The 26,654-nt window shown below is 66.7% G+C and carries 27 protein-coding genes and 1 pseudogene; 9 read left to right on the top strand and 19 right to left on the bottom strand.

Annotated features, from left to right (window positions below):
- Positions 1-29 precede the first annotated feature (29 nt).
- Positions 30-224 (bottom strand): hypothetical protein, encoded by a 195-nt coding sequence (locus tag D3874_RS07215; RefSeq protein WP_199698980.1) that lies wholly within the window; start codon positions 222-224, stop codon positions 30-32.
- Positions 217-981 carry a DUF899 domain-containing protein gene (locus D3874_RS07210; protein ID WP_119777480.1) on the bottom strand — a complete coding sequence of 255 codons (765 nt, stop codon included), beginning with the start codon at positions 979-981 and terminating at the stop codon, positions 217-219. The genes D3874_RS07215 and D3874_RS07210 overlap by 8 nt, the downstream gene beginning before the upstream one ends.
- A gap of 104 nt (positions 982-1,085) precedes the next feature.
- On the opposite strand from D3874_RS07210, the gene D3874_RS07205 reads away from it, so the two are divergent.
- The 5 genes from D3874_RS07205 to D3874_RS07185 all read left to right on the top strand — a co-directional run bounded on the left by D3874_RS07205 (position 1,086) and on the right by D3874_RS07185 (position 4,646).
- Positions 1,086-2,243: a helix-turn-helix domain-containing protein gene (locus D3874_RS07205; RefSeq protein ID WP_199698979.1), complete on the top strand. Its 1,158-nt coding sequence runs from the start codon at positions 1,086-1,088 to the stop codon at positions 2,241-2,243.
- 71 nt (positions 2,244-2,314) lie between these two features.
- Positions 2,315-2,959 carry a Vgb family protein gene (locus tag D3874_RS07200; RefSeq protein WP_119777479.1) on the top strand — a complete coding sequence of 215 codons (645 nt, stop codon included), beginning with the start codon at positions 2,315-2,317 and terminating at the stop codon, positions 2,957-2,959.
- Positions 2,960-3,038: 79 nt separating this feature from the next.
- The gene (gene yghU, locus D3874_RS07195; protein ID WP_119777478.1) at positions 3,039-3,908 is read left to right on the top strand and encodes a glutathione-dependent disulfide-bond oxidoreductase; all 870 of its coding nucleotides are present in this window, start codon (positions 3,039-3,041) and stop codon (positions 3,906-3,908) included.
- A gap of 70 nt (positions 3,909-3,978) precedes the next feature.
- Complete coding sequence (locus tag D3874_RS07190; RefSeq protein ID WP_119777477.1) at positions 3,979-4,221, top strand: type II toxin-antitoxin system Phd/YefM family antitoxin; 243 nt, start codon at positions 3,979-3,981, stop codon at positions 4,219-4,221.
- The gene (locus tag D3874_RS07185) at positions 4,221-4,646 is read left to right on the top strand and encodes a type II toxin-antitoxin system VapC family toxin (protein WP_119777476.1); all 426 of its coding nucleotides are present in this window, start codon (positions 4,221-4,223) and stop codon (positions 4,644-4,646) included. Before D3874_RS07190 ends, D3874_RS07185 begins: the two co-directional genes overlap by 1 nt.
- 9 nt (positions 4,647-4,655) lie before the next feature.
- On the opposite strand, the gene D3874_RS30090 is transcribed toward D3874_RS07185, so the two are convergent.
- The 12 genes and pseudogenes from D3874_RS30090 to D3874_RS07130 form a co-directional block, all read right to left on the bottom strand.
- The gene (locus D3874_RS30090) at positions 4,656-5,132 is read right to left on the bottom strand and encodes a dienelactone hydrolase family protein (protein ID WP_233559866.1); all 477 of its coding nucleotides are present in this window, start codon (positions 5,130-5,132) and stop codon (positions 4,656-4,658) included.
- Positions 5,054-5,953: an alpha/beta hydrolase family protein gene (locus tag D3874_RS30085; RefSeq protein ID WP_233559865.1), complete on the bottom strand. Its 900-nt coding sequence runs from the start codon at positions 5,951-5,953 to the stop codon at positions 5,054-5,056. The genes D3874_RS30090 and D3874_RS30085 overlap by 79 nt, the downstream gene beginning before the upstream one ends.
- Positions 5,950-6,399: a PIN domain-containing protein gene (locus D3874_RS07175; RefSeq protein ID WP_119777475.1), complete on the bottom strand. Its 450-nt coding sequence runs from the start codon at positions 6,397-6,399 to the stop codon at positions 5,950-5,952. Before D3874_RS07175 ends, D3874_RS30085 begins: the two co-directional genes overlap by 4 nt.
- Positions 6,396-6,686: a hypothetical protein gene (locus D3874_RS07170; protein WP_119777474.1), complete on the bottom strand. Its 291-nt coding sequence runs from the start codon at positions 6,684-6,686 to the stop codon at positions 6,396-6,398. The genes D3874_RS07175 and D3874_RS07170 overlap by 4 nt, the downstream gene beginning before the upstream one ends.
- A 44-nt stretch (positions 6,687-6,730) precedes the next feature.
- The gene (locus tag D3874_RS07165; RefSeq protein ID WP_119777473.1) at positions 6,731-7,318 is read right to left on the bottom strand and encodes a hypothetical protein; all 588 of its coding nucleotides are present in this window, start codon (positions 7,316-7,318) and stop codon (positions 6,731-6,733) included.
- A gap of 44 nt (positions 7,319-7,362) precedes the next feature.
- Positions 7,363-9,840: a DEAD/DEAH box helicase gene (locus D3874_RS07160; protein ID WP_119777472.1), complete on the bottom strand. Its 2,478-nt coding sequence runs from the start codon at positions 9,838-9,840 to the stop codon at positions 7,363-7,365.
- A gap of 245 nt (positions 9,841-10,085) precedes the next feature.
- Positions 10,086-11,651 carry a glutamine-hydrolyzing GMP synthase gene (guaA, locus tag D3874_RS07155; protein WP_119777471.1) on the bottom strand — a complete coding sequence of 522 codons (1,566 nt, stop codon included), beginning with the start codon at positions 11,649-11,651 and terminating at the stop codon, positions 10,086-10,088.
- A 73-nt stretch (positions 11,652-11,724) separates the two neighbouring features.
- Positions 11,725-12,171, bottom strand: a complete 447-nt coding sequence (locus tag D3874_RS07150) for a tetratricopeptide repeat protein (RefSeq protein WP_158595876.1) — start codon at positions 12,169-12,171, stop codon at positions 11,725-11,727.
- A 186-nt stretch (positions 12,172-12,357) separates the two neighbouring features.
- Positions 12,358-13,641 (bottom strand): RsmB/NOP family class I SAM-dependent RNA methyltransferase, encoded by a 1,284-nt coding sequence (locus D3874_RS07145; RefSeq protein ID WP_119777469.1) that lies wholly within the window; start codon positions 13,639-13,641, stop codon positions 12,358-12,360.
- 16 nt (positions 13,642-13,657) lie between these two features.
- Positions 13,658-15,130: an IMP dehydrogenase gene (gene guaB / locus D3874_RS07140; RefSeq protein WP_119777468.1), complete on the bottom strand. Its 1,473-nt coding sequence runs from the start codon at positions 15,128-15,130 to the stop codon at positions 13,658-13,660.
- Positions 15,131-15,248: 118 nt separating this feature from the next.
- Positions 15,249-15,910, bottom strand: a pseudogene (locus tag D3874_RS07135) (RlmE family RNA methyltransferase).
- Between the two features lie 41 nt (positions 15,911-15,951).
- On the bottom strand, positions 15,952-16,863 hold the full coding sequence (locus tag D3874_RS07130) for a Ppx/GppA phosphatase family protein (protein WP_233559864.1): 912 nt from the start codon (positions 16,861-16,863) through the stop codon (positions 15,952-15,954).
- 375 nt (positions 16,864-17,238) lie between these two features.
- Here D3874_RS07130 and D3874_RS07125 point away from each other — a divergent pair, with 375 nt between their 5' ends.
- Positions 17,239-19,422 carry a putative bifunctional diguanylate cyclase/phosphodiesterase gene (locus D3874_RS07125; RefSeq protein WP_119777466.1) on the top strand — a complete coding sequence of 728 codons (2,184 nt, stop codon included), beginning with the start codon at positions 17,239-17,241 and terminating at the stop codon, positions 19,420-19,422.
- Positions 19,423-19,434: 12 nt separating this feature from the next.
- Here D3874_RS07125 and D3874_RS07120 read toward each other — a convergent pair whose 3' ends face one another.
- The 5 genes from D3874_RS07120 to D3874_RS07100 all read right to left on the bottom strand — a co-directional run bounded on the left by D3874_RS07120 (position 19,435) and on the right by D3874_RS07100 (position 23,097).
- A complete protein-coding gene (locus D3874_RS07120) occupies positions 19,435-19,917 on the bottom strand; it encodes a carboxymuconolactone decarboxylase family protein (protein WP_119777465.1) in 483 nt (160 codons plus the stop codon).
- Positions 19,918-20,088: 171 nt separating this feature from the next.
- On the bottom strand, positions 20,089-20,397 hold the full coding sequence (locus D3874_RS07115; RefSeq protein WP_119782190.1) for a BrnA antitoxin family protein: 309 nt from the start codon (positions 20,395-20,397) through the stop codon (positions 20,089-20,091).
- Positions 20,397-20,642, bottom strand: a complete 246-nt coding sequence (locus D3874_RS07110; protein ID WP_119777464.1) for a BrnT family toxin — start codon at positions 20,640-20,642, stop codon at positions 20,397-20,399. Before D3874_RS07110 ends, D3874_RS07115 begins: the two co-directional genes overlap by 1 nt.
- A 503-nt stretch (positions 20,643-21,145) precedes the next feature.
- Positions 21,146-22,084, bottom strand: coding sequence for a diacylglycerol kinase catalytic domain-containing protein (locus D3874_RS07105; RefSeq protein WP_119777463.1), 939 nt, complete (start codon positions 22,082-22,084; stop codon positions 21,146-21,148).
- Positions 22,085-22,086: 2 nt separating this feature from the next.
- Positions 22,087-23,097: an SPFH domain-containing protein gene (locus tag D3874_RS07100; RefSeq protein WP_119777462.1), complete on the bottom strand. Its 1,011-nt coding sequence runs from the start codon at positions 23,095-23,097 to the stop codon at positions 22,087-22,089.
- Between the two features lie 143 nt (positions 23,098-23,240).
- On the opposite strand from D3874_RS07100, the gene D3874_RS07095 reads away from it, so the two are divergent.
- The 3 genes from D3874_RS07095 (at position 23,241) to D3874_RS07085 (ending at position 26,589) form a co-directional block, all read left to right on the top strand.
- Entirely contained in the window at positions 23,241-23,963 is a 723-nt protein-coding gene (locus D3874_RS07095) for an NUDIX hydrolase (RefSeq protein ID WP_119777461.1), read from the top strand.
- 20 nt (positions 23,964-23,983) lie between these two features.
- Positions 23,984-24,445, top strand: coding sequence for an ADP-ribosylglycohydrolase family protein (locus tag D3874_RS07090; protein WP_119777460.1), 462 nt, complete (start codon positions 23,984-23,986; stop codon positions 24,443-24,445).
- Between the two features lie 236 nt (positions 24,446-24,681).
- Positions 24,682-26,589 carry a proline racemase family protein gene (locus D3874_RS07085; protein ID WP_119777459.1) on the top strand — a complete coding sequence of 636 codons (1,908 nt, stop codon included), beginning with the start codon at positions 24,682-24,684 and terminating at the stop codon, positions 26,587-26,589.
- Positions 26,590-26,654 lie beyond the last annotated feature (65 nt).

The following is a 26,654-nucleotide window of genomic DNA, read 5'->3' as shown; positions in this document are numbered from 1 at the left end:
GTCTCGAAGGACGCACGGCGCTCATCCCATCACGCGCGGCGAAACCTTCTCAGCCAGGGCGCCGCATGGAAGATGCTCATCAGCGCATACATGAGCGCCATGCCGTTAAGCGGCAGCCCGCCACCTGCCCCGCACAGGATGTTCGCCTGGCCGCCGAAGAGCGCCTCGACCAGCGCCATGGCGGCGAAGGTGGGCGTGGCCGCCAGGCAGAGCCGGTCAGCCATTGCCGTACTCGTCGTGACGGCGCCACCAGATATCCGCCTCGTTACGCCCCAGCGGTGCCCGGTCCAGCCATTGGTAGGATCCCCACAAGCCGTCCAGCCCGCGGGCATAGGTCGAATAGCTGTGGTAGACCGCGCCATCCTTCAGCACGAAGGCGCTCAAGCCCGGCCGGTCGCGGGTGTAGGTGGCCGCATCGGTGCCGCAGGTGGCGGCGAAGCGGACCACGGGTTCCGGGGCCGATGCCGCGTCCATCGCATGGGCGCCGCGCTGGTAATTGTATTCGATGTCGCCCAAGCGCTGCTGCTCCTCGCTGAACCAGACGTTGAAATCGGCATTGAAGTCGCTGCCGAAGGACGAGGCCCAGGGGAAGCTCCAGCCCATGCGCTGCTTGTAGGCCTGGAGCTTGGGCAAGGGCGCGCGCGAGACCGCCCACAGCATCACGTCGTGGCTCGCCAGATGAACCTGGAAGCCGTTGAAACCGTCCGCGATCATCGAGCAGGAGGGGCAGCCCGCCTTGTAATCCACCCCGAACATGAAGTGATAGACGAGGAGCTGCGAGCGGCCCTGGAACAGGTCCGTGAGCGAGGCACTGCCGGCCTCGGTGTCGAAGCGGTAATCCTTGTCGAGCCGTACCCAGGGCAAGGCCTGGCGCTGCCTTGCCAGTTCGTCGCTGCGCCGCGTCAGGTCTTTTTCCGCCTCCAGCAGGTCCAGCCGGGCGGCCAGCCATTCCGCGCGGGTTCCGGTGGTGTGCATCGTCATCGCTCATTCTCCCTTGGCTATTGCGACCATCTCGACAATGGTCATGGGCGAACCTTAAGGGCCGGCGAGCCTGGGGGCGGAGTGACAAGTGTGGCGGGATTTGCATGGACAGCCTGATCACGGCGGCGGCGCGGGCGCTCGCGGCCGGTGATCCGCTCGGTGCCCTGAACCGGGTGGCCCTGCGCGACGACGCGCCGTCGCTGGCCCTGCGCGGTATCGCCATGGCGCAACTGGGCGACCTGCCCCGGGCCAGGGTGCTGGTGCGCCATGCTGCCCGCGCCTTCGGCCCACGGGAGGCGGTGGCCCGCGCCCGCTGCATCGTGGCCGAGGCGGAAATCGCCCTGGCCGCGCGCGACCTGACCTGGCAGCCCAAGACGCTGGACGGCGCGCGGGCGGTGCTGGAGGCCCATGGCGACCGCCTGAACGCCGCCCATGCCCGCTATCTCGAGGTCCGCCGCCTGCTGCTGCTGGGCCGCCTGGACGAGGCGGAGGGCAAGCTGGCCCAGCTCGACCCCGCGCCCTTCCCGCCCGCCCTGGGCGCCGCCCATGCCCTGGTGGTGGCGGGCATCGCCATCCGGCGCCTGCGCACCGGGGCGGCGCGCGCGGCGCTGGCCCGGGCCGGGGCCGCCGCCCGCGAAGCCGGCATCCCCGCCCTGTCGGCGGAGGTGGAAAGCGCCGCCCTGGTCCTGAACACGCCCGCGGCGCGCCTGATCTTGGGGGACGAGGAACGCCCCATCCTGCTCGACGAGATGGAGGCCTTGCTGGCCTCCAAGGCGCTGGTCGTCGATGCCTGCCGCAATGCCGTCCACGGGGCCGGGACGACGGTCTCCCTGGCCAGCCGGCCGGTGCTGTTCGCGCTGGCCCGCGCCCTGGCGCAGGCCTGGCCGGGCGACGTGCCCAGGGCCGTGCTCATCGCGCGGGCGTTCCGGGCGCGGCACGCCGATGAATCGCACCGGGCGCGGCTACGGGTTGAAATCGGGCGGCTGCGCGCCCTGCTGCGCCGGCTGGCGAGCGTGAGCGCCACGGCTGGCGGCTTTGCCCTGGCGCCGCGGGACAAAGCCCAAGTCGCCGTGCTCGCGCGACCGGTGGAGGAGGCCCATGCAGCCGTGCTCGCTTGCCTCGCCGATGGGAAAGCTGGGCCAGTTCGGCCCTGGCCCTGGCGCTGGGCACCAGCCAGCGCAGCGTGCAGCGGGCGCTGGACGACCTGGCCGCCACGGGCAAGGTGCAGCCGGTCGGCCGCGGGCGGGCGCGGCGCTGGATGACGCCGAGCGTGCCCGGATTCACGACGGCCTTGTTACTCCCCGGCCCGCTGCCGGGCAGCTAGGATGGCCCTATGAAAAACACAGCCGCCGAAATCCTCCAAGAATATGGCCCCTTTCCCGGCGTCGACAGCGTCGCCGGGGTCACCTTTGACGGTAGCCAGGTCTGGTTTGCCAGCGGCGACAGGCTGAACGCCCTGGACCCGGCTACGGGCAAGACGGTGCGCTCGATCGACGTCGCCGCCGATGCCGGCACCGCCTTCGACGGCCGCCACCTGTTCCAGATCGCCGAGGCGCGCATCCAGAAAATCGATCCTAAGACCGGCCGCGTGCTCGGCACCATTCCGGCGCCGGGCGGCGGCGGGGATTCGGGGCTTGCCTGGGCCGAAGGCTCGCTCTGGGTCGGCCAATACCGCGAGCGCAAGATCCACCAGGTCGACCCCGACACGGGCGAGGTCCTGCGCACCATCGAGAGCAGCCGCTTCGTCACCGGCGTCACCTGGGTGGACGGGGAGCTGTGGCACGGCACCTGGGAAGGCGACCAAAGCGAGTTGCGCCACATCGACCCGGTAACCGGCGAGGTGCTGGAAGCCCTCGAAATGCCGCCCGACAAGATGGTGTCGGGGCTCGAATCCGACGGCGGCGACCGCTTCTTCTGCGGCGGCGGCAACAGCGGCAAGGTCCGCGCCGTGCGCCGGCCCAAGAGCGGCCGCGCATAGAAGCCCCGCGCCCCGGGGGCTTCCCCTGGGCCTCAGAATTCGCTTCCATTCCCTCCACCCGTGTTGCCGGAGAGCGAGAATGACGGAGTCGACCGAGTACGCGCCCCCGAAGGTCTGGGCCTGGAACAAGGAAAGCGGCGGCCGGTTCGCCGCCGTCAACCGCCCCATCGCCGGCCCGACCCACGACAAGGACCTGCCCGTCGGCCGCCATCCCTTCCAGCTCTATTCGCTGGGCACGCCCAACGGCCAGAAGGTCACCATCATGTTCGAGGAGCTGCTGGCCCTGGGCCACGGCGGCGCCGAATACGATGCCTGGCTGATCAACATCGCCGACGGCGACCAGTTCGGCAGCGGCTTCGTTGCCATCAACCCCAATTCCAAGATCCCGGCCCTGCTCGACCGTTCCGGCCCCACGCCGATCCGGGTCTTTGAATCGGGCTCGATCCTGCTCCACCTGGCCGAAAAGTTCGGCGAATTCCTGCCCACGGCCCAGCCGGCGCGTGCGGAAACCCTCTCCTGGCTGTTCTGGCAGATGGGCAGCGCGCCCTATCTGGGCGGCGGTTTCGGCCATTTCTATGCCTATGCCCCGATAAAGATCGAATACGCCATCGACCGCTTCGCCATGGAGACCAAGCGCCAGCTCGACGTCCTCGACCGGCGCTTAGGCGAAACCGAATACCTGGGCGGCGACACCTACACGATCGCCGACATCGCCGTCTTCCCCTGGTACGGCGGCCTGGCCAAGGGCCTGCTCTACGACTCGGGCGAATTCCTCGCGGTGCACGAGTACAAGCACGTCAACCGCTGGGCCGACCAGATCGCCGCCCGCCCCGCCGTGAAGCGCGGCCGCATCGTCAACCGCGTGTTCGGCGACCCCGCCAACCAACTCCGCGAACGCCACGAGGCCAGCGACTTCGAGACCAAGAGGCAGGATAAGGTTGGAGGGTGAGGCCACCCTCTCCGCTGGAATTGTCAAGCCACATGCGCTATATGACTATCTACATGGTCAGGAGCGCAGCGTGGACGCGATCAATCTGGCTGACGCCAAGGCACATCTGAGCGAACTCGTCGATCGGGTCGAGGCTGGGGATTCGATCGACATCACCCGGCGCGGCAAGCCGGTGGCGCGGCTCGTGGCCGTGGCCAGGCCCCGCAAGCCGGTGGATGCGGCCTTGCTGCAAGCCCTGACCGCGACCATGCCCCGGCCGGCGCAGGACGCTGCCGGCCTGGTGCGGTCGATGCGCGATGGCGACCGCTACTGATGCTGTATCTCGACACGTCGCTGATCGTCGCGGCGCTTTCCAACGAGGCGATGACGCCCCGTGCGCAAAGCTGGCTGGCCGAGCAGGATCCGGCGCAACTGCTGATCAGCGACTGGACCATCACGGAGTTGTCTTCCGCGCTGGCCATCAAGCTGCGGACCGGGCAGGTCACGCTGGACCAGCGGGCCGCGGCGCTCGCGATGTTCAACAAGCTGGTTGCCGAAAGCTTCACCGTGCTGGCCGTGACCGGCGGGCACTTCCGGACGGCGGCGAAGTTCGTCGATCAGCACACGCTGGGGCTCCGGGCCGGCGATGCCCTGCACCTTGCCGCCGCGTCGGAGCACGGCGCCACGGTGTACACGCTCGACCAGCGCCTCGCGGAAGCCGGGCCGATACTCGGCGTACCCACGCGGTTGCTCGATTGATCCAAGCGCCTATTCCGGCGTCGATCCCGGAAACTTCCCCACCAGCCACTCGAAGAAATCCCGCTGCCACAGGGTCACCGCGCCGTCCTGGCAGTGTTCCTTGCCGCCGGATTCGGCGTCGTAGACGATGGCGGTTACACTGCGGGCGTTGGTGAGGGCCGCGCGGAACTGCTCGACCTGGGCCAGCGGCACCAGGTGATCCTCGACACCCGCCAGGATCAGGACATCGGCGCGGATATGCTGAGCGATATCCTCGAGCGTGTAGGGGGCGAAGGCGGCCAGCACCTGGGTGGGGGAGGAAACGCCCATGACCCACATGGCATTATTCAGACCCCAGCGCAGGCCGGGGTCCGTGCTCATCTTGAGGCGCATCAGGATTTCCGCCACGCCGTCCAGCCCTAAGCCGGTCAGCCAGTCGACCAGGCCGCTGCCGCTGGATTGCCAGCGCGCGGCGGCGGCCACGTCGAACAGCACGTCGAAGGCCACCACGCCGTCGATGCGGGCATCGAAGGCCGCGGCGCGGGGGCGAGGTAGCCGCCCATGCTCATGCCCACCAGCACGATATGCGGCGGCCGGGGATGGCCGGCCAGGAAGGTGTCGAGCACGGCGCCGGTCGGCCGCTCCCACTCGACGACGAAGGTCAGGCCCTCGTCGCGCAGCGCCGCCCCCTGCCCCGGCCCCTCGTAGAGGAGCACGGAATAGCCGCGCTCCAGGGCGCCGGCTGCGACGGTGAAATACAATTCCTCGAGCGTTGAATCGAAGCCGCCGCAGACCACGATCAAGGGCTTGTCCGCGCGGCCCTCGCCGCCCGGGAAATAGAGCGCCCGCAGGCTGTGCCCGCCGTAAGGCACGGCGATCTGCTCGTAGGCCACGCCCAGCGTATCGAGGCCGGCATAGAACGATGCCGTCTGCCGCTGCCAGGCAGCCGCCCGGCGCGCGTCGCCGGGGAGGAGGAGAAATTCGGCCGTGCGGTAGTAGTTGCTGGCGCGCAGCAGGGCGCGGCCGCGGCTGACCCGGTCGCGCGAGGCCTCGCCCAGGGCGGCGACACGGTCGGCGGTGGTGCCCCAGGCGGCGTACCAGCTCTCGGCGTCGCCGGCGCGGATGTGCTTGATGGTTTCCAGCACCTCGCCGGTATCGGCCCCGCCATAGGGTATTTCACCCAGGGCCCGCATGGTGAGGTGGTGATAGGTCTGGTCCCTGAAATAGCGCTGGTTGCCATGGTCGAGCCATTGCCAGCCCCAGGCCGCGGCGACGACCAGCGCCAACACCGCGGCGACCTTGAACCAGCGGCTCTTCTTCCTTTTCATGGCTCGCCGTCGCGCGCCGCCTGGCCCAGGCCGCGCATCAGGTTGGGCGTCGACCAGGTGGCGACGCCCGCACCGGCGAAGTCGCGGTCTGTCGTCCAGACGTCGGCATCGATGTTCCAGGCCAGGGCCAGGACATGGGCATCACGGGTGGAACCGTTGCGGCTGGCCACCGCGTCGCGCAGGCTTGCCGCCGCATCGTCCAGCAGCATGTCGAGATCGGCGACCGGCACGACCGTGAGCGCGTCGGCCAGTTCGTCGAGCAGCGCCAGCAGGTCGGGACGGTTCAGCCCGAGTTCGATGCGGCGGCGCGCCTCGGCCAAGACACGATCCGTGGTCACGAGAATGGCGGCGCGCCGCACCTTGGCGATGATGCCGGCACTTCTGCCGAAAACCGCCGAGATCAGCACCGCGGCATCGACGACCAGCACCGGCGGCGGCGCCCTCATCGTTTTGTGCGCGTCTCGTTCATCAAAGCCGCAACCGCTTCGACCGACCAGTTGGTGGGGTCGATCCCCATCGCGATCAACGCGGCATCATCCTCCGCCGGGTCGCGTTCCTTGGCCAGCGCCTCGGCCTTGGCCAGCACGGCATCCAGTCGGGCGGGGTCCGGCGCCCTGAAGGGGATCAGCATGCCGACCGTCCGGTTGCCGGATTTGACCGCAGTCGGCCCCGGCAAGGCCGCGATCTTCTCGGCCGAGAGTTTCTGGAGGTCGCGGATGCTGAGGTAAGCCATGGCTATTTACATACACCCGTAAGTACGGCGCGGCAAGGCGCCGGTCAAGCCAGCCCGGGGGCCGGCAGGTCGAGCGCGAAGCGCAGCCGCCCCTCGCCCCGCCGATAGAGCGTCGCATGGGCGGCCGGGGCCAGCAGGTCGGCGTGGGCGACGAAGCCGTCGACCCGCTTGTTGAACGGGATCTCGCCGCAGCCGGGGACGAGACAATCCCGCTTTTCCTTCGGGCAAGCATTGTAGGCGCACAGCCGGCCGAGGTAGCGGTCGGTGCCCGGTTCGATCAGGAAGATGTCCAACTGAGAGCCGGCGACGCTCGGGCCCCTGCCGGCCTCATAGGCGTCCCGCAGGGCGACATGCGCGGCCCGGCGCAATTCGCCGAGACGGCCCTGGGCGTCGATCCACAGGGCCAGATCAAGGTCGCTGCATTCGTGCCACACCTCGATGCCCGCGCGACGGTATTCGCGGAAGCGGGGGACCTCCTTCCACAGCGGCTTGGCGACGGAGCCGATCACGGCGACCGCGGCCACTTCCGGGAAGCGGGCCCAGGCATCGGCCACCACGTCGGCGGCCTGCCGGAAGCGGCGCTGCTGCTCGACAAGGTAACGATTCTGTTCCTCGATCTCCGCGCGACGCATCCCCTCACCCCAGCAATTTCATGAAATTGCGCCGGCAACGCCGCTCACGCAATCCTGCCCCGCAAGCCATCGGCGAGCGCAGAGAGCACATGGGCGAGCTGCCGCGCAGTTTCCGGTGGCGGCAGCGGCATCTTCAGGCTTTGCACGCCGGTGGCCGGATCGCGCTCGATCCAGGGATGCGCCGCGGCGCCAGGATCGTTGGCGGCGGCCAGAGCGGCAATGAACTGCCCCCCGACCTGCACCAAGGCTTGCCACGGATCGGCAGCAGCGTCGCGCGGCGGCGGTCCGGCCGCCTCGATCCGCGCCACCATCCCATCGGCGCCGGCGTCGACATCCGCAGCGCCACCGTCATCGGCCGTGACGATATTCGTCACCTCTTCGGCCGGCGTCACGGCCTCGCCCTCGCCCATCCCCCCGGTGACGTTTTCCACTTCCTTCATGAACTGGCTGAGACGCGAGCCTTCGAGCGAAATCTCGCCGCCGGCCCCGTCGAGAATCCCCGCTGACAGAGAGCGTTTGAACGCCAGAACCGAAAGCATGCCCTCCTCGATGGTACCCTTCGAGACGAAATTGATTATCTGCACCGGCCGCGCCTGGCCCATACGATGGATGCGGGCGATGCGTTGTTCGAGGATCGCCGGGTTCCACGGCAGATCCATGTTCACCAAGGTCGAGGCATGTTGCAGATTGAGGCCCGTGCTGCCGGCATCGGTGGACAGGAACACGCGGCAGGCGGGGTCGTCACGAAACCGCTCGACCAGCGCCGGCCGCTTCTCCGACGGCACGCCGCCGTGGAAGCTGACATAGCCCAGCCCGCGCGCGTCGAGGCGGCGGATGACGATGTCGTGCGTCCGCGTCCATTGGGAGAATACCACCGCCTTGGCCTCCGGGTCGGCGAACAGTTCGTCCAGCAGTGCCGCCAGCTCGTCCGCCTTGACGCCGTGGTCGGTTTCCTGATCCAGCAAATAGGTGCTGTTGCATGACATGCGCATGTTCTGCAGCGCACAGGTCAGCCGCCGCTGGTCCTTGTCTGACAGGAAACCGGTCTTGCGCCAGCGGTGGACGATCTTCGCCACCGCGTCGGCATTCTCCTGGTGATACAGCATCTGCATCTCGGTCATCGGCACCAGCAGGTTCTGGTCTGTCCGGCTGGGCAGTTGCCGCAGCACCTCGGACTTGCGGCGACGGATCATGATCGGCGCCAGTGTCTGGCCGATCTTCTCCAGCCCCGTGTAACCGGTGACGCGCCCGCCTTCGTCCCTGACCTGGTGCTCGTGCAACAGTTTCCAGGTCGGCCCCAGCCGGTGCTGATCGACGAACTGGACGATGGATATCAGTTCCTCCAGCTTGTTTTCCAAAGGAGTCCCGCTCAGCACGATCGCAAAGGCGCTGTCGATGCGCTTCAAGGCGCGCGCCGCGATGGTGTTCCAGTTCTTGACCCGCTGCGCTTCGTCGACGATGACCAATTCGGGTGCCCAGGCGGCGATCAGGTCGAGGTCGGGCTTGAGTTTTTCGTAGTTCGTGATTTTGCAGAAATCATCCAGCGCGTAGTCCTTCTGCCGTTGCCCTCGACCACCGCCGATGACGCGCGCCGCATTCTCTCCCTCTCGTCCCGCAAATCGTGCAATCTCGCTTTGCCACTGGTATTTGAGCGACGTCGGGCAGATCACCAGCACGCGCGAGACACCGAAATGTCGTGCCAGAATCTCCGTTGCGGCGATCGCCTGGATGGTCTTGCCCAGTCCCATATCATCGCCGATCAGCGCCCGGCCGGCCCGCGTCGCGAACAGCGCGCCTTCGGCCTGATAGGGATAGAGCGGCACCTTCAACAGCGTCTGCAGCCCGGGATCGGCGGCACCTTGCGGGAAAAGCTGATCGAGCTTCGAGGCCCGCCGTGCCGCATCCCGCTTGCCGGCAATGAAATCGAGCGCATCGTCATAGGCGCGTAACTCATGGCCGCTCCCGGACGCCATGGCCATGAAAGGCTCCAGCCCGCCTAGGTGGTCGTCGGCAAGCATGCCGTCTCGGTCGGCGTCGAACAAGGCCGCGGCGGCCTCCTTCATTGCCTGCGGGCAGTCCGTTCCGGCGCGAAAATAGACGCGGCGTTCGCCGTCATTGCGTAGGTAGAGCTCGGAAAATGCGGGCCGGTAGCCCCGCGCGAACGCCGCCTTGGCGCCGCGCTTCTTCTCCAGTTGGGCGAGCGTGAATTCGATGTGCTTGCAGGTGCCCAGCTCGCTGGTGGCGTAATCGGGGCACGAACAGAAATTGCCGCCCGGCCCCAGGCCTCGAATCACCACGCGGTAACTGGAATTCGAAGCGGGATTGCTGACCCTGAACTCGGAGAAGAACGGCTCGCCGGTGAGATTCTCGAACCCGAATGCCTGCTCGCGGCCGAACTGGCGACGCAAGCGGCGTTGCCAGTCCACAGGCGACAGATCGGCGGGCGCCTGGGTGCGCGAGACCTTGGGTTCCTTGTCCGGCTTGGCCGCCGATTTCAGGCTTCGGCGCTTGGGTGTTTTCATCGAGGCATATTCCGTCCGGCATCGGCGTCTTGCGAGATATCGATCTACCACATCAGGGAAGATTGCGGGCTTCGAAGTCTAGCGGCTGCGCCAATCCATCGCCTATGCGGGTCTGGATCAAGCTGTACAGGCCGGCCCGGAGCCGCTCGTCAATGATATCGACGGTTGGCGGCCGTGGGCCGCCCCGAAAATTACCGCCGTCTCCGCTAAGGACTACGATCTAGCCCTCCAGAGTACGCCGCCCTTCACTCCCACTCGATCGTGCCGGGCGGCTTCGACGTGATGTCGTAGACGACGCGGTTGATGCCCCGCACCTCATTGATGATGCGGGTCGCGACGCGGGACAGGAAGGCGTGCTCGAAGGGGTAGCTGTCGGCGGTCATGCCGTCGACGGAGGTTACGGCGCGCAGGCCGCAGACCTGGTCGTAAGTGCGGCCGTCGCCCATCACGCCCACGGTGCGCACAGGCAGGAGCACGGCGAAGGCTTGCCAGATCTCGTCGTAGAGGCCGGCCTTGCGGATCTCCTCCAGGTAGATCTTGTCGGCCTTGCGCAGGATCTCCAGCCCCTCGAAGGTGATCGCACCCGGCATGCGGATGGCAAGGCCGGGGCCGGGGAACGGGTGGCGTCCCACGAAGGCGGGCGGCAGGCCCAGTTCGCGGCCCAGGGCGCGGACCTCGTCCTTGAACAGTTCGCGCAGGGGCTCGACCAGCTTCATCCTCATGCGCGCCGGCAGGCCGCCCACGTTGTGATGCGACTTGATGGTGACCGAGGGGCCGCCGGAGAAGGAGACGGACTCGATTACGTCCGGGTAGAGCGTGCCCTGGGCCAGGAAGTCGGCCCCGCCGATGGCCTTGGCTTCCTGCTCGAAGACGTCGATGAAGGTGGCGCCGATGATCTTGCGCTTCTGCTCCGGGTCGGTGACGCCGGCGAGCTTTTCCAGGAACAGGGCGCTGGCATCGGAATGGATCAGGCGGATGTTGTAATGGTCGCGGAACAGGGTGACGACCTCGTCGGCCTCGCCCGAACGCATCATGCCGGTGTCGACGAAGACGCAGGTAAGCTGGTCGCCGATCGCCTCGTGCAGGAGCACGGCGACCACCGACGAGTCGACACCGCCTGACAGGCCGCAGATCACCCGGCCCTTACCGACCTGGGCGCGGATGCGGGCGATTTCCGCCTCGCGGAAGGCGTTCATGGTCCAGTCGGCCTTGAGGCCGGCGACTTCGTGGACGAAGCGCGACAGGAGTTTCGCGCCGTCGGGCGTGTGCACCACTTCCGGGTGGAACTGCACGGCGTAGATCTTGCGCGCGTCATTGGCGATGGCGGCGAAGGGGGCACCTTCGGAAACCGCCACGGCGCGGAAGCCGGGCGGCAGGGCCGTGACGCGGTCGCCGTGGCTCATCCACACCTGGGGGGTGGCGCCCTTGGGCCACAGGCCCTCGAAGAGTTTGCAGTCGTCGGTGATGGTAATCTCGGCGCGGCCGAACTCGCGGGTCTCGCCCGGCTCCACCTTGCCGCCCATCTGGTGGCAGATGAGCTGTTCGCCATAGCAGATGCCCAGGATCGGCAGGCCGGCGTTGAGGATCCTTGTCGGCGCCAGGGGGCCGTTCTCGTCAGTCACCGAGGCGGGACTGCCGGAGAGGATGACCGCGCCGGGATTGAGGCGGTCAAAGCCTTCCTCGGCCTTGGCGAAGGGGACGATCTCGCAATAGACGCCGGCCTCGCGGATGCGGCGCGCGATAAGCTGCGTCACCTGCGAGCCGAAATCGATGATGAGGATGGGGTGGGATTCGGGAGGGGTCGTCGACATGGGAAGGAGATACAGATAAGACCCGCGCCAGTAAACGGCGCATTTGCACCCCTGCCCCCAGGCGATGCGCTGGTCAGCCGGCCGGTTTTGCCTTTTTATAGGCGTCGATGGCCTGCTGGAGACTGGTTCGTTCTTCGCAGCCCGCGGCGCACAGGCGCACCAAGCCGGCCAGCAGATCCTCGGCCTTGGGCAGGTCGCCCAGCTCCAGATAGGCCTCGCCCATGTATTCGTAGGCCCCCTTGTGATAGGGGTCGAGCGACAGGGCCTTCTGGTAGTGGATCAGGGCCTCGTCGTACTTGCCCAGCTTGCGGTAGGAAAAGCCCAGCAGGTTTTCGGCGTCGGCATTGCTGGGGTCGGTCCTCACCGCCTTGGTCAGCAGCATGACCGCCTTCTCGAACTGCTTGTCCTCGACCGCTTCCTTGCCCGCCTTGTATTCCTCGCTGCCCAGGGCTGTGGCTGCGTCACCGCCCATGGCCAAGGCCGGGCCGCCAGCGCCGATGGACAGGATCAGGATCGCCACTCTCAACATCCAGGACATCACTTTCCCCCAAAGTTGGCCCAAGCGTCGTGCGTCCTTCGAGACGGCCCTCCGGGCCTCCTCAGGATGAGGAAAATCTTTGTGGCGAAAAGACTTACCTCATCCTGAGGAGCCACTCGAAGAGTGGCGTCTCGAAGGACGCACGCCGGTCATCCCAGCCTAACCGTTTCAAGGATTGCGCGCGAGGATGCTCACGAAGAAACCGTCGGTGCCGGGCTGCGCGGGATCCAGGGCAATGCCCAGTGCCCCGGCCTTGACGGTTTGGCCGGTGGCCGCCTCGAAGGCTGCCGCCTGGTCGACCACGGCAAAGCCTGGATGGCGGTCCAGGAAGCCGGCCACCACATCCTCGTCCTCCTCCATGAAGACCGAGCAGGTGGCATAGACCAGCCGGCCGCCGGGGCGCACCAGCCGGGCGGCCTGGTCGAGGATGCGGCCCTGGAGGCTGGCCAGATCCGCCACCCGGTCGAGGTCGGTGTTCCAGCGATTGGCAGGGTTGCGCCGCCAGGTGCCCGACAGGCTGCAGGGCGCATCGACCAGCACGCAATCGAACTGGCCCGCCTCCGCCGTCAGCAGTTCGAGCGAGATCTCGCCCTGCTCGACGAATTTGTCGACCCCGGCACGGGCCAGGCGCGGCGCCATGCGGGTGAGGCGGCGCGCCTCGACATCCAGGGCCAGCAGGCGGCCCTTTTTCTGCATTGCCGCGGCAAGCCCCAAGGCCTTGCCGCCGGCGCCGGCACAGAAATCGGCGATGGCCTCGCCGGGCCGGGCCGCGCACAGCAGGGCGACGAGTTGCGAGCCCTCGTCCTGGATCTCGACACGGCCCTCGGCAAAGATCGCCAACTGGCCCAGACGTTCGCGCCCTTCGACCCGGATGCCGACCGGTGAGAGCAGGCTGGGCGAGACCATCAGCCCCTGCCCTTCCAACTCGGCCAGCGCCTTCTCGCGGCTCACCTTGAGCGTATTTACCCGCAGGTCCAACGGCGCGCGGCCGGCCATCGCCGCCATCACCGCGTCGTAACGCTCGCCGTAACGCCGCGCGAGCAAGGGTGCCAGCACGGCGGCATGATCGTGACGAACCCAGCCGGGCGGATCGGCGGCCTGAACTTCGAGCCGGGCCAGGGCGGCACGCTCGGCGTCATCGAGCGGCGCCGGCGAATGACCCTGGCCGTCACACAGGGACTCGAGCTCCGCCGCCTCGGCAAGGCCGGTCAGGCGGGCTGCGGCGAGGATCGCCACGCGCGGCGACGCGGTGCCGGCCCCGGTCAGCCAGCCGATCGAGCCGCGCCTGCGGATCGCAGTCCAGACCAGGTTGGCAACCGCCGCCCGGTCGCCCTTGCCGGCATAGCGGCGGGCCCGGAAGTAACGGTCGACATGGCGGTCGGCTGCGTCCTGGCTCGCCTCGATCTCGGCTAGGAGTTCGATCGCCGCGGCGATGCGGGCGCCGCGCTGCATCGGCTGTTCCTTGCGTTCAGCGACCGCCGCCGCCCTGCGGGTAGTTCGGGCTCTCCCGTGTGATGGTCACGTCGTGGACATGGCTTTCGCGCAGGCCGGCATTGGTGATGCGGACGAACTGCGCGCGCTCCTGGAAATCCTCGACACTGGCGCTGCCGGTATAGCCCATGGCAGCCCGCAGGCCGCCGACGAGCTGATGCAGGACGGTGTGGACCGAGCCCTTGTAGGGCACCTGGCCTTCGATGCCTTCCGGCACCAGCTTCAGCGTGTCCTTCACTTCCTCCTGGAAGTAGCGATCGGCCGAGCCGCGCGCCATGGCGCCCACCGAGCCCATGCCGCGATAGGACTTATAGGACCGGCCCTGGTAGAGGAAAATCTCGCCGGGCGCCTCGTCGGTGCCGGCCAGCAGCGAGCCGACCATGGCGACATTGGCGCCGGCCGCGATCGCCTTGGCGAAATCGCCCGAGAACTTGATGCCGCCGTCGGCGATCACCGGCACGCCGGCCTTGGCCGCTACTTCGACCGTGTCCATCACCGCGGTCAACTGCGGCACGCCGACACCGGCAACGATGCGGGTGGTGCAGATCGAGCCCGGCCCGATGCCGACCTTGATGGCATCGGCGCCGGCATCGATCAGGGCCTGGGCGGCATCGCCGGTGGCGACGTTGCCGGCCACGACCTGGGCCGAATTGGACAGTTTCTTGATCCGCGCGACTGCGGCGATGACCCGCTCGGAATGGCCATGGGCGGTATCGACCACGACCAGGTCGCAACCGGCGGCGATCAGCGCCTCGGCCCGGGCAAAGCCGTCATCGCCCACGGTGGTGGCGGCGGCGACGCGCAGGCGGCCGGCGGCATCCTTGGCGGCATTGGGGTGCTGCTGCGACTTCTCGATGTCCTTCACCGTGATCAGGCCGACGCAGCGGAAGGCCTCGTCGACCACCAGCAGCTTTTCGATGCGGTGCTTGTGCAGCAGGCGCTTGGCCTCGCCCCGGTCGATGCTGTCCTGCACCGTGATCAGGTTGTCGCGGGTCATCAGTTCGGCGATGCGCTGGCCGGGCTCGGTGGCGAAGCGCACGTCGCGGTTGGTCAGGATGCCGACCAGCTTGCCCGAACCGGGCTCGACCACCGGAATGCCGGAAATCGAATAGCGGCGCATCAGTTCCAGCGCGTCGGCCAGGGTCTTTTCCGGGGCGATGGTGACCGGGTTCACCACCATGCCGGATTCGAACTTCTTCACCTGGCGGATCTGATCGGCCTGGCGCTCGATGTCCATGTTGCGGTGGACGACGCCGATGCCGCCGGCCTGGGCCATGGCGATGGCCATCGAGGCCTCGGTGACCGTGTCCATCGCCGCGGACATCAGCGGAATGTTCAGCTCGATCGCCTTGGTCAGGCGGGTGCGGGTATCGACCTGGGCCGGCAGCACGCTGGAGGCGGCAGGCGTCAGCAGGACATCGTCGAAGGTGAGAGCTTCGCGGATCTGCATGGAATCCTCCGGTAGAGCGCAGGCCACTAAAATTTGGGTCGCGCTCTATACCACACCGCCACAGCTTGAGCCTAGCGGCCGCGTGCAGGGCCGCCATGCAGGCCGGTCGGGCGGCGGATCAGGGCCGGAAGCCGGTGGCGACCACGTACATTTCGGCGGAATCGGCGCGGCTGGCCGGCGGCTTCATGTGCTTCACCACGGCGAAATGGCGGCGCATGGTGGTCATCAACTGGCCTTCGCTGCCACCCTGGAGCACCTTGGCGATGAAGGCCCCGCCGGGTTTCAGCACCTGGAGCGCGAAATCGAGCGCGACCTCGCACAGATACATGATCTTCAGGTGGTCGGTCGCCTTGTGGCCGGTGGCCGGGGCCGCCATGTCGGACAGGACCACATCGGCCTGGCCGCCCAGCAGGGCCTTCAGCCGATCCGGCGCTTCCTCGTCGAGGAAATCCATCTGGATGACCTCGGCGCCGGCCAGCGGCGCCACTTCCGTCACATCGATGCCCACCACCTTGCCGTGGGGCGCATTGTCGCCGGGGCGCGAGCGCACCCGTTCGCTGGCGATCTGGCACCACCCGCCGGGCGCCGCGCCCAGGTCGACCACATAGGCACCGGCTTGAGGACCTTCAGCTTGTCGTCGATTTCCAGCAGCTTGAACGCCGCCCGGCTGCGAAAGCCCAGGCGCTTGGCCTTGGCGACGTAGGGGTCGTTGAGCTGGCGTTCGAGCCAGCGCGCCGACGAAACGGTTCGTTTCTTGGCCGTCTTGACCCTGACATGCATGCCGCGCGGCTGCCCCGCCGAACCCGAACCGCCTTTTTCCGTCACGACATCACCCCGGCCATCAGGCCCATCAACACCCCTTCGCGCAGGCCGCGGTCGGCGATCCGCAGGCGCTTCTCGGGCCAGGCGTCGAGGATCGCCTCGAGAATGGCGCAGCCCGCCAGCACCAGGTCCGCCCGGTCGTGGCCGATGCAGGGATTGGCCGCCCGCCCCTCGAAGGGCATGGCGCGAATATCGGCGATCACCTTGTCGATTTCCACCCGGGTCAGCCAACTGCCGTCGACCCGGGCGCGGTCGTAACGCGGCAGGTTCATGCGCACGGCGGCCAGCGTGGTGACGGTGCCCGAGGTGCCCAGCAACTGGAAGCCATGGTCGCGAGCGGCATCGCCCGCGACATATTTGGCTTCGAAGGGCGCCAGCGCCTTGCGCACCTCCGCCACCATGACGCCATAGAGCCGGTCGTCGACCTCGACCCCGCCGAAGCGTTCGGCCAGGGTGACCACACCCAGGGGCAGCGAAATCCAGTCCAGCATGGTCGCCCGGTCGGGACCGGTCACCGACAGCCAGGCCAGCTCGGTCGAGCCGCCGCCGATGTCGAACACCAGGGCCCGGCGGCGATCGGGATCGAGCAGCGGCGTACAGCCGGCAACCGCCAGCCGGGCCTCCTCGGCCGGGGAAATCACTTCGAGCGCGATGCCCGTTTCGGCGAGGGCGCGGGTCAGGAATTCGCCGCCGTTCGAGGCCCGGCGGCAGGCCTCGGTCGCGATCGCCCGAATGTGGGTGACACGGCGGCGGCGCATGCGGCCGGCGCAAACCTGAAGGGCATCGAGGGTGCGCTCAATTGCCGCTTCGGCGATGCGGCCCTGCGAAGCGATGCCTTCCCCTAAGCGAACAATGCGCGAAAAAGCGTCGACGATACGGAAAGTGCCGTGGCGCGCCGGTTCGGCGATCAACAGGCGGCAATTGTTGGTGCCCAGGTCCAGCGCCGCAAAAACCGGCGGTCCGGCAGCGGCAGCCGTGGCGCCGCTATATGATTCGTGGCCCCCGGGCGCAGTTCTGACACTTTTTTCCTCGACGCGACGGGCGGCAGTACCGACCCACTTACCGTCATGATAGCAGGATTGTTTCGAAGATGTGAATATTGCGGGTGCAGGCGGTAGGGGCGTAGCCGCGGCGTTCGCCGGGTTCTTATTGGCAATTAACGGGATCTTCTTGATTGTTACACAATTCTGGGCTGGTAGCGTACCTGCTCGGCGGGTGTGGCGATCTCACCTCGGACCTTGGGGCGGCATGAAGTGGGTTCTATCGGCAACAGCGGGAAATTGTCCGTGTGGCGCGGGCACACCCTGATTTTCAGCCTCGTCGGCCTGGTCATCCTGTCGCTGATCCTCACCGCCGGGCTGCTGCTGGGCATTGCGCAGTCTCAAGACCGCCGTGCGGCCGAACAATCGATCGCCTTTGCCGACGCGGCCCTGGCCAGGGAAACCGAAACCCTGACGCGGATGTCCAACGACTATGCCGATTGGGGCGACGCCTATCGCCACCTGCACCAGACGGTGGACACGGACTGGGCCTTCGATCAGGAAAACTTCGGCCCCTCGCTGAAACCCGGCTTCAACATCGACTACGTCCTGGTCATCCGTCCCGGCGGCGAAACCGTCTATGGCGTCGTCGACGGCAAGTTGATGGAGCCCCCGACCAGCGCGATGCTGACCGGCGGGCTCGCCGAGTTGATCGAGCGGGCGCAGCAAGTCGACGACGAAGCACTTCATGCCGAGGTCGGCATTCTCGGCCTCCTCGGCCAGCCCGGCCGCCCTGTGCTGGTGGCGGCCGAGAAGCTGGCGACCGGCAACGATCCAACCGTCGAGGCGACGCCGGGGCCACCCTCGGTCGCGATATTCGGCACCGAGCTTACCCCTGAGCGGCTGGCCGCGCTGGGCGGGCAATTCTTCCTCGACGGGCTGAGGCTGGCCGGGGATGGCGGCGACGCGGCGGCGGCCCCGTCCCGGGTCCTGCACAGCGTCGACGGCAGCACCGCCTTCACCCTGCGCTGGGATCCCGCGCATCCCGGCGCGACCATGCTGCGGATGGTGGTTCCCTGGCTGGCGCTGGGCGGCTTGTTGCTGGTCCTGTTGACCTGGCTGGTCGTGCGCTATGCGATGAAGAGCGCGGCATTGTTGGAAGCCGGCACCGTCCGCCTGGCGGCGGCGCTGGCACAGGCCGAACATATCGCCGTTCACGATTTCGTCACCGGGCTGCCGAATCGCCGCGGCCTGGTGCAGGCGGTCGGGGAAATGCTGGCCCGGCGAGACCGGGGGCCTGTCACCTTTGCCTTTGTCGACGTCGACCGCTTCAAATTGATCAACGATTCGCTGGGACATCCCACTGGCGACCGGGTCCTGTCGGCATTGGGCCAACGCCTGCGCGCTGCCGTGTCGGCCGATGACCTGGTCGCCCGGACCGGCGGCGACGAATTCGTAGTCGTCACCACGCACTGCGCCGATCGCGCCGCCGCCGAGCAGTTGTGCCGGACGATCACCGAGATCGCGTCATCGCCCATCGCCCTCGACTCCGGCATCATCCACCTCACCTTGTCGATCGGCGTCACCCATGTCGCTTCCCGGGTCGCCTCGGCCGACGAATTGCTGCGCCAGGCGGATATCGCCATGTATCGCGCCAAGGCCGAACGGCGCGGCAGCCATCGCTTCTTCGATCACGAGATGCACGAGGAAGTGGTGTCGCGGCGCGCCCTGGAAAACGATCTGCGCGATGCCCTGGCCCGGGGGGAATTCGTGCTCCACTACCAGCCGCGGTTCGAGGCGGCGACGTTGACCCTGCGGGGCGTCGAAACCCTGCTGCGCTGGCAGCACCCGGTGAGGGGCCTGGTGGGGCCGGAAGGCATCATCGAAGTCGCCGAGGATACCGGGCTCATCTATGAACTCGGCGCCTGGGTGCTGCGCAATGCCTGCCTGTTTGCGGCGCAGTGGCCGGGCCTCACCATTTCGGTCAATGTCTCGACCCTGCAATTGCTGCGCGGCGACCTGCCTGAACTGGTGCAGGCGGCCCTGCGCGATGCCGGCATCGCACCGGCGCGGCTGGAACTCGAGCTGACCGAGAGCGTGATGTTCGAGGACCGCGAACGGTCGCGCGAGATCCTGAACGAATTGAAATCCCTGGGCATCCGGCTGGCGGTCGACGATTTCGGCACCGGCTTTTCGTCGCTGGGATACCTCATGTACTACCCCTTCGACTGCCTGAAGATCGACCGCAGCTTCATCAGCAACCTGGAACCCGAGGGCGGTGCCCGGGCCATCGTCCAGGCGATGATGGCCCTGGGCCGCGCCCTGAACCTGGCGGTGGTTGCCGAGGGGGTCGAGACCGAGGGGCAATTGCGCCTGGTGCAGACCATCGGCTGCGACGAAGTCCAGGGCTTCTATCTGTCCCGCCCGCTGACCGCCGGCGCGCTGGCGGAGTTCATTCGCGCCTACGACAGCCAGCCGCGGCGAGCCTGACAGCTTGGGCGTTCAGGCTTGCAGGGTGATCGCGCAGGCCTGGCCCACATCGAGGACGCGCATCGCCCGGCCGACCCCCAGCCACAGGGCGACCGAGATGGTCAGTTCGACGACTTCGGCATCGCTGTAGGCGGCCCGCAGGCGCGCCCAGAACGCATCGTCGGCATTCATCGCCAGGTGATCGAGGGCAAAGCGTTCGGCAAACTCCGCCGCCAGCCGCTCGCGCTCGGAAAAGCCCGGTGCAGCGCGCCAATTGTCGATCTTGCGGTACAGGGACTCGTCGGCCCCACGGGCGGCGCCTTGCTCGTGCCGGGTGTTTCGGCACAGGTGGCAATCGTTGATATGGGCAATGCGCATCCGTGCGATCTCACGCTCGCGCAGCGGCAATTGGGCATTGCCGTAGACCGCCTCGCTGAAACCCGCCAGGCCGACCCCCAGTTCCGGCCGCAGCATCATCCAACTCGCCGGATCATCCGCCACATCGATACGCGCCATCACGTCCTCCCCTGGGATCTGATTTTGGCGCAGTCTAGGGAGGCGTCGACACAAGGTCATCGTCCAGTTGCGCTAAGAAACCCTGCCTGTCCGGCCGGGCCCCGACGCTCGGCGCCGGGTCGGCTAACCGGGGAGCAGGTCGATCTCGAAAGCCGGTGGGCCGCGGTCGTGTCAGGGCTTCGCTTTCTCCAAGATTTCCGCCATCCGGGTCCGCCAGTCCTTGCCCAGGGCCTGAAACCGGGCGACGGCATTGGGGTCCAGGCGCAGCGTGACGGCGGCCTTCGGGCTCTCCACGCGGGGCCTGCCGCGTGACCGGCGGATACTGGCGTGAAGGTCGGGAAAGGCTTCCGCGAACGGCCGCCCCTGCCGCAATTGTTCGTCGGTCAGTTCTGGCGCATCCGGGTCACTGGTGATCATCTTCTGGATTTGGGCCTCCTCCGCATCGGTGAGCGGCCGCTTCGACGAGAATTTGTCAGGCATCACAAGCCCCTTTCCTTGCGGCTCGCCGGCCGCATCGAGATAACCGAGACCGCTTCGGTGCCAAGTGGGCGAAACACCACGGTGATGACGATCTGGCCGTTCAATTCACCGATGGCGATGAACCGGCCGCCCTTCGCGGGGTAGACGGTCGAGCCCTCGAAGAACTCGACGGTCAGCGCCGCGAAGTCCAAGCCGTGTTTGGTCAGGTTGCCTTCGCGCTTCGGTTCGTCCCAAACGATCCTCATGGATTATTTGTACACGAATACCCCAGTGGGCGCGAGAATAAATGTGTACGGAAATTAGGGCGAGGCTAGGCGATGCCCGGCTACAACTCGGCCCGGCGCAGGGACGATGCTGGAATGATCAAGGCCTCCAATTGGGCGCCCAGCAGAACGGATTTCCGTACCTATTAGCTTTCCCGCCCCTCGCCCGTTTCCCTAATCCATTGAAAACATGGCGACGCCGAAGAGCCGCACCAATCCTCGCCTTTGGATCCAGAGTGCCGAGAAACCCTCTCTAAAGGTATCAATGACTTAGCGAAGTGTGCGTGCCGCTTGTGTGCCGCGCATTCGTCAAACAGTGCTCGTTCCCTGAGGTGGGATGACGGCGGTTCACGCCGATCATGGGCAGGGACACGATCACGGGATGGCACGGGGCAGGCCATCCTCGCCGCGTGTCACCTTGTCGAGCTCGCCCGCAAGCAAAGGATGGATGTCCCCCGATTGCTCGTGACTCCCTGAGAGAGGGCTCATACGACAATGCTTCCCGCCTTGTCGGCAACGCGGATCGAGGCCTCGACGCCGCTGCCGAACTCGATGTAGTCGTTCTCGATGCCATCGGAGAATATCACCCCGTTCTCCGGCATCTGGGAAACGATCGACAGGCGGTCCCCGGCGGTTACCCGGCCGATAACGATGTCTGCCCCCGTGGTGCGGCTGGGATAGGGCTCGCGGACATAATAGTGAAGGTGGGGCGCATCCCACGAAAAGGGTCCCTGCTCCACATCCGCGGGGAGTGCGCCGACGAGGCTCCGCGTGGCGCCCGCCCATCCGGCGTAGATGCTTCTCATCCAGCCGGTGGAGCCGAGGCCTGTCGAGACGATCACGCCACTCGATGATTGATTTTCCGCGCGGTCACCGATGGCGATCCTGTAGCGCGCGGAGCAATGCGTGCGCTGCCCGATGAACAGGTCGTTCACGGCGTGGAGCGTTTGCCCGGTGTTGAGGGTTGCCTGGGCCATGCGGACCGTCTTGACCTGCCGGCGGCCAGCCAGTTCCTCGCGCATGATTCCGGGCAGGTCATCGACGGTGAAGGGCAGGAGCACGCCGTCCCAGCGGCCCGGGTCCGGGTTGACGCCGACAACACGCTGGCCATCCAGATACTTGAGCGTATTGGCCACCAGGCCATCCTGGCCCAGAACCACGACCCGATCCTCGGGCGCGAAGACAAAATTGGAGAGATACCGGCGCTCCAGCCGCTGCACCCGCCCCAAATCCTTCAAGGCGGCCTCGGCCCGAGCGGCCGCCTCGCGGTAGCGGCGCTGCTCCATGAGGTAGTCGGAGAAGTCGGCGCCCAGATGCTCGACATAGAACTGCGCCTGCTGGACCGTGTTGAACCTGGTGATGAGGTCGTCGAGACGGGTCGGCCTGACCACGAGGACGATCTTGCAGTCGCCGATTGTGGTCATGATCAGCGCGCCGCCATCATCTCGCGCAAGAGATCCGGCGAGACGTTCAACTGCCCGATCTTGGTTGCGTTGTCAGCCAGGTCACGGAATGCCAGGGCCATGAGCTGGCCCGGTTCCATCCCCACGCTGGCCAGGGCTTTCAGGACACCGGCATCGCTGGCGGCAAAGGCCTTCATCATTGTGTTGATGCCATAGGCCTTGGCATCGGCCTCCTCGCGGGCATTGGCCACCGAGAGGCCCACCAGTTGCCGCCGGCGTTCCTCGATCGTGATCTTGCCGGCCATATCCTCTTCCTCGATCTGGCGCTGGCGCTCCCGCAGGGCCCGCTCGGCATCCATCTGCGCGTCCGCGATCTGGCGTTTCTTATTCTCGACGGCGATCTCCGTATTGAGCTCGTTCTCCTTGATCGCCCGTTCCTGCTCGACCGCGGCATTGCGGCGGGCATAGATGGCCTCGTCGGCCCGGCGCAGCAGCTCTTCCCGCGCGCCCGCTTCAAGTGCCCTGGCGGTCTCGGGCTTGGGCTTGACTGCCAGGACCGACAGGCCGAGGACCTCAAGGCCGAGCGCTTCAATTGTCGGTGCGGCGCGCAGGACATCGCTGACCTTGCCCACCAATCGGTCCCCGCTGGTCAGCGCCTCCTGAAGGACCAATCCTTGAAGTTCGGCACGCATGGCCACGCGAACCTGGTCGATCAGGCGCTGCGAGAGCTTGCCCGGATCCTCCGACGCGTAGCCGCCCTTTGCATCCAGGGCGAAGTTCAACAGCGCGGCGGTCTGGCCGGGATTGGCCACGCGGTAGGTTATCTGGCCCTGGATGGTGACTTCCTGATAGTCGGCCGTCACTTCCTGAAAAATGAAGGGTTCGTTGATGCTGCCGGTCGGGACCACGACCAGGGTCGTGGTTGGCGCAAAATACAGCATCGACAGGCCGGCGCCCTCGCGTTGCGGGCGCCCGTTGCGGAACTTGATGACGTATTGGGTGGGTTGAGCCTTGAGGAAGCGATACCCGAGCATGTGGACCTCCCGTGTCCGGCCTAAGTCACGCTCAGGCCCGGCACAAGGATAGGGTCACTTATTGACCACTGTCAACTAAGTTAGTTTACTATGGACAATAAGTAGGTGCGCCGATAGACTGCCCCTGCCCTGGAGAAATCGGCATGACGGCCAGAACGGGACGAATGAACGCCAGTGACGAGGCGAATGCCTATCCCGCGCCGCACGTTACGGTGGACCTGGTGATCTTCACCGTGCGTGACGAGCAACTTCATGTGCTGCTGATGAAGCGTGGCGCGCCTCCCCACAAAGGCTTGTGGGCCCTGCCCGGTGGCTACATCCACCCGGAAGAAGACCTGGACCTCGATGCCACGGCGCGCCGCATCCTGCTCGAGAAGGCCGGCATCGAGACGCCCTATCTGGAGCAGTTGCAGGGCTTCGGCAGCGCCACGCGAGATCCGCGGGGCTGGACGGCAACCTTCACCTATTTCGCGCTGATTTCATCGGAGACGCTCGCGCTGCGGCAAGGGGCAAATGCCGAGAAGGTCGCCTGGCGAACCATATCCGGTTACGGCGCGGCGCCAGGGCTCGCGTTCGATCATGACCAGATCCTGACAGCCGCCGTTACCCGCCTTCGCAGCAAAGTCGAATATACCTCGTTGCCCGTTCATCTGCTGCCGACAAAGTTCACCTTGACCGACCTGCAGCGGATTTACGAGCAGATCCTGGCCCGCCCGATGGACAAATCCGCATTCAGGAAGCGGATCGCGCGCGAAGACTTCCTGGAACCCGTCGAGGGCGAGATGCGTCGGGCAAGCAACCGGCCGGCGCAGATCTATCGCCTCAAGCCCGGGCAGGCGACCGCGTTCTTCGACAGCACGATCTGATGGCTCGGGAGCCCCGGCCAATGTCCGCGGAAACACCTGATCGCGCCTTGGGTGCCCTGCTCGGCCTGGCCGTGGGCGATGCGCTGGGGACGACCTTGGAATTCCGATCCCGCGACAGCCTCTCCCCGCTTACCGACATGGCAGGCGGCGGCCCTTTTGGTCTGAGTGCCGGTCAATGGACCGACGATACCGCCATGGCACTGGCCCTGGCAGACAGCCTCCTGAGAAGCGGCGGCAGGATCGACAAGCGCGACCTGCTCGTGCGGTTTGTCAATTGGTGGCAGTGGGGCGAGAACTCTTGCACAGGCACGTGCTTCGACATCGGCATTGCGACGCGCGTTCAGCTGAGACAACAAAAAGCCCGCTGCACTTTGTGGAGCGGGCTTTTTGTTGTCGTGGTTGCGGGGGCCTGCAACCGACGAGACGACAACGTGCGAAGCAGTGTTCTAATCTCTTTTGCGATCCCATTCGGCGCCAAGTAGAAAACCTCATTGATGCGTTGCCGCTCGGGCCGGCATACGCGGCCCGTGAGCAGGTCTTGTGAACAAGACCGGCCGAACCCCGCCATGCATGTCATGCGCCCGGGTGGCTCCACCCACTGAAATCTCTCGATGGCACTTGCGCTCGCGGGGCGAGGCAGGATCATGCTTGACTCGTTCAAAATACCTATACATGATCTGCAAGTTCATAAAAACGACAAACGTTCTGTAGGTGCCTTGTGGACGAAGCGGACGACGACCAGCGCAAGCCCTACTCGATCGGGCACGTAGCCAGCGTCACGGGCGTGAACGCCTCGACGCTGCGATCGTGGGAGCAGCAGGGGCTTATCGAGCCGGCGAAATCCACCGGTGGAAGGCGGACCTTCGGGGACGACACCATCCAGCGCATCGTCGAGATCAACCGCCTTCGCCGCGTCTACGGCTACAGCATCGCCGGGGTGAAGCGGGCGCTCGCCGAAAAGCAGACCGCGCTGTTCAGCGAACTGCAGGCGCCCGGCGCGGTGGAGGTCGAGCCGCTGGCGGACCGCATCGGCGCCCGGGTGCGCGCGCTTCGGCTCGAAGCTGGTCTCTCCCTGCGGCAGGTGGCCGAGAAGACGGGTGTCGCCGCCTCCCACTTGAGCATGTTCGAACGGGGCGCCGCCTTCCCGTCGCCGTCGCGCCTCGCCGCCATCGCCCGGCTGTTCAACCACACGCTGGCCGATCTCCTGGGCGGCACCAGCACGCGGGGCCAGCCGATCATCCGGCGCGGCCGGGGGCGCATCATCGGCTCCTTCGGACCCGGCGTGTCCGTCGAGCAGCTCACGGTCAGCGAGCAGATGATGGACTGCGAGATCTGGACCATCAGGCCCGGCGCCGAAAGCGAAGGCTATTATTCACACGAGGGGCAGGAGCTGATCCACGTCCTGGAAGGCGCTTTCGAGCTGGCCCTTGATGGCGAGGAAGCGGAAATCCTGGGTGCCGGCGACAGCGCCTACTTCGACAGCACCCGGCAACACCGCTGGCGCAATCCAGGCGCCGAGCCGGCCGTCGTCCTGTGGGTCAATACCGATCAGCGGCGCCTTGCCTCGCTCGAGCAAAAGTCATTCACCCGCGCGCTGAACCTCAACCTGCCCATCGGCAGCGGCATCGGCGAACAGGCCTTGGCCCTCGACCTGCCCGAGGGGTGCGAGACGTTCCGGGTCGTCGACACCCATACGGCGGGGCATCCGACCCGGATTCTCATCGAACCGCTGGAGGGCCTCGAAGGGGCGACCGTGCGCGAGAAGCGTGATCGCTTCATCGAGCACCACGACCGGCTGCGCTCCCTGCTGTTGCACGAACCCCGCGGCCATGCGGCGACCTTCGGCCTGGTGCCGGTCAAGTCGGAACAGGCCGACTTCGGCGCGATCTTCGTCTCGTCCTACAAATATCTCGACATGTGCGGCCACGGCACGATCGGCTATGCCCGCGTTCTCTCGGCGCTCGGGCGCCTGGGCAGCGCCACCTCCTTCAGCCTCGAGGTTCCCGCCGGGATCGTGCAAGTGGAACTTGGACGGTACGGCTCGGCCGACAACATCACGATCGAGAACGTGCCGAGTTATGTCGGCCTCGAGGAATTGGCCCTGCCCGAAATCGCGCCTGGCTGCACGGCAAGCCTCGCCTATGGCGGCGGCTGGTATGCAACCGTCGATGTGGCGGACTTTGACCTGTCCATCGTGCCCGATAGCGTTTCACGCCTGATGGAACTGGGCGCGCGCATCAAGGAGGCCGTCAACGCCCGGCTGCCGGGCCTTGGCATCGGCATCGAGGCCATCGACAGCACGCTCTTCTATGAGGAACGACAGGGCGCCCGGCCGCGCCAGCTCGTGATCCTGGAACGCAACAAATACGACCGTTCGCCTTGCGGGACGGGCCTTTCGGCGCGGATGGCGGAGCTGTGCCTCAAAGGCCGGCTGCAGGCCGGCGAGCAATACGAGATCGAGAATGTCCTCGGCGTGCCTTTCCTGGGAGAGGTCGCTGCCGACACGGCCGTGACCGGCCGGCCGGCGATCATTCCCCGCATCACCGGCCGCGCCCATCTCAGCGGCTTCTCGACCCTGATTGTCGAGGCGAACGACCCGCTCCCACAAGGCTTCCTGTGCCGATGAGGCCAGGGTTCCAGGCGTAATCCACGCGATGAAACAGAGGGGACTACGATGACATATGTAAAAAG

The sequence above is a fragment of the Oleomonas cavernae genome, assembly GCF_003590945.1.
GTDB classification, from domain to species: domain Bacteria; phylum Pseudomonadota; class Alphaproteobacteria; order Zavarziniales; family Zavarziniaceae; genus Zavarzinia; species Zavarzinia cavernae.
The sequence above is the reverse complement of the archived record's forward strand: the minus strand, read 5'-3'. Positions and strand labels throughout refer to the sequence as shown.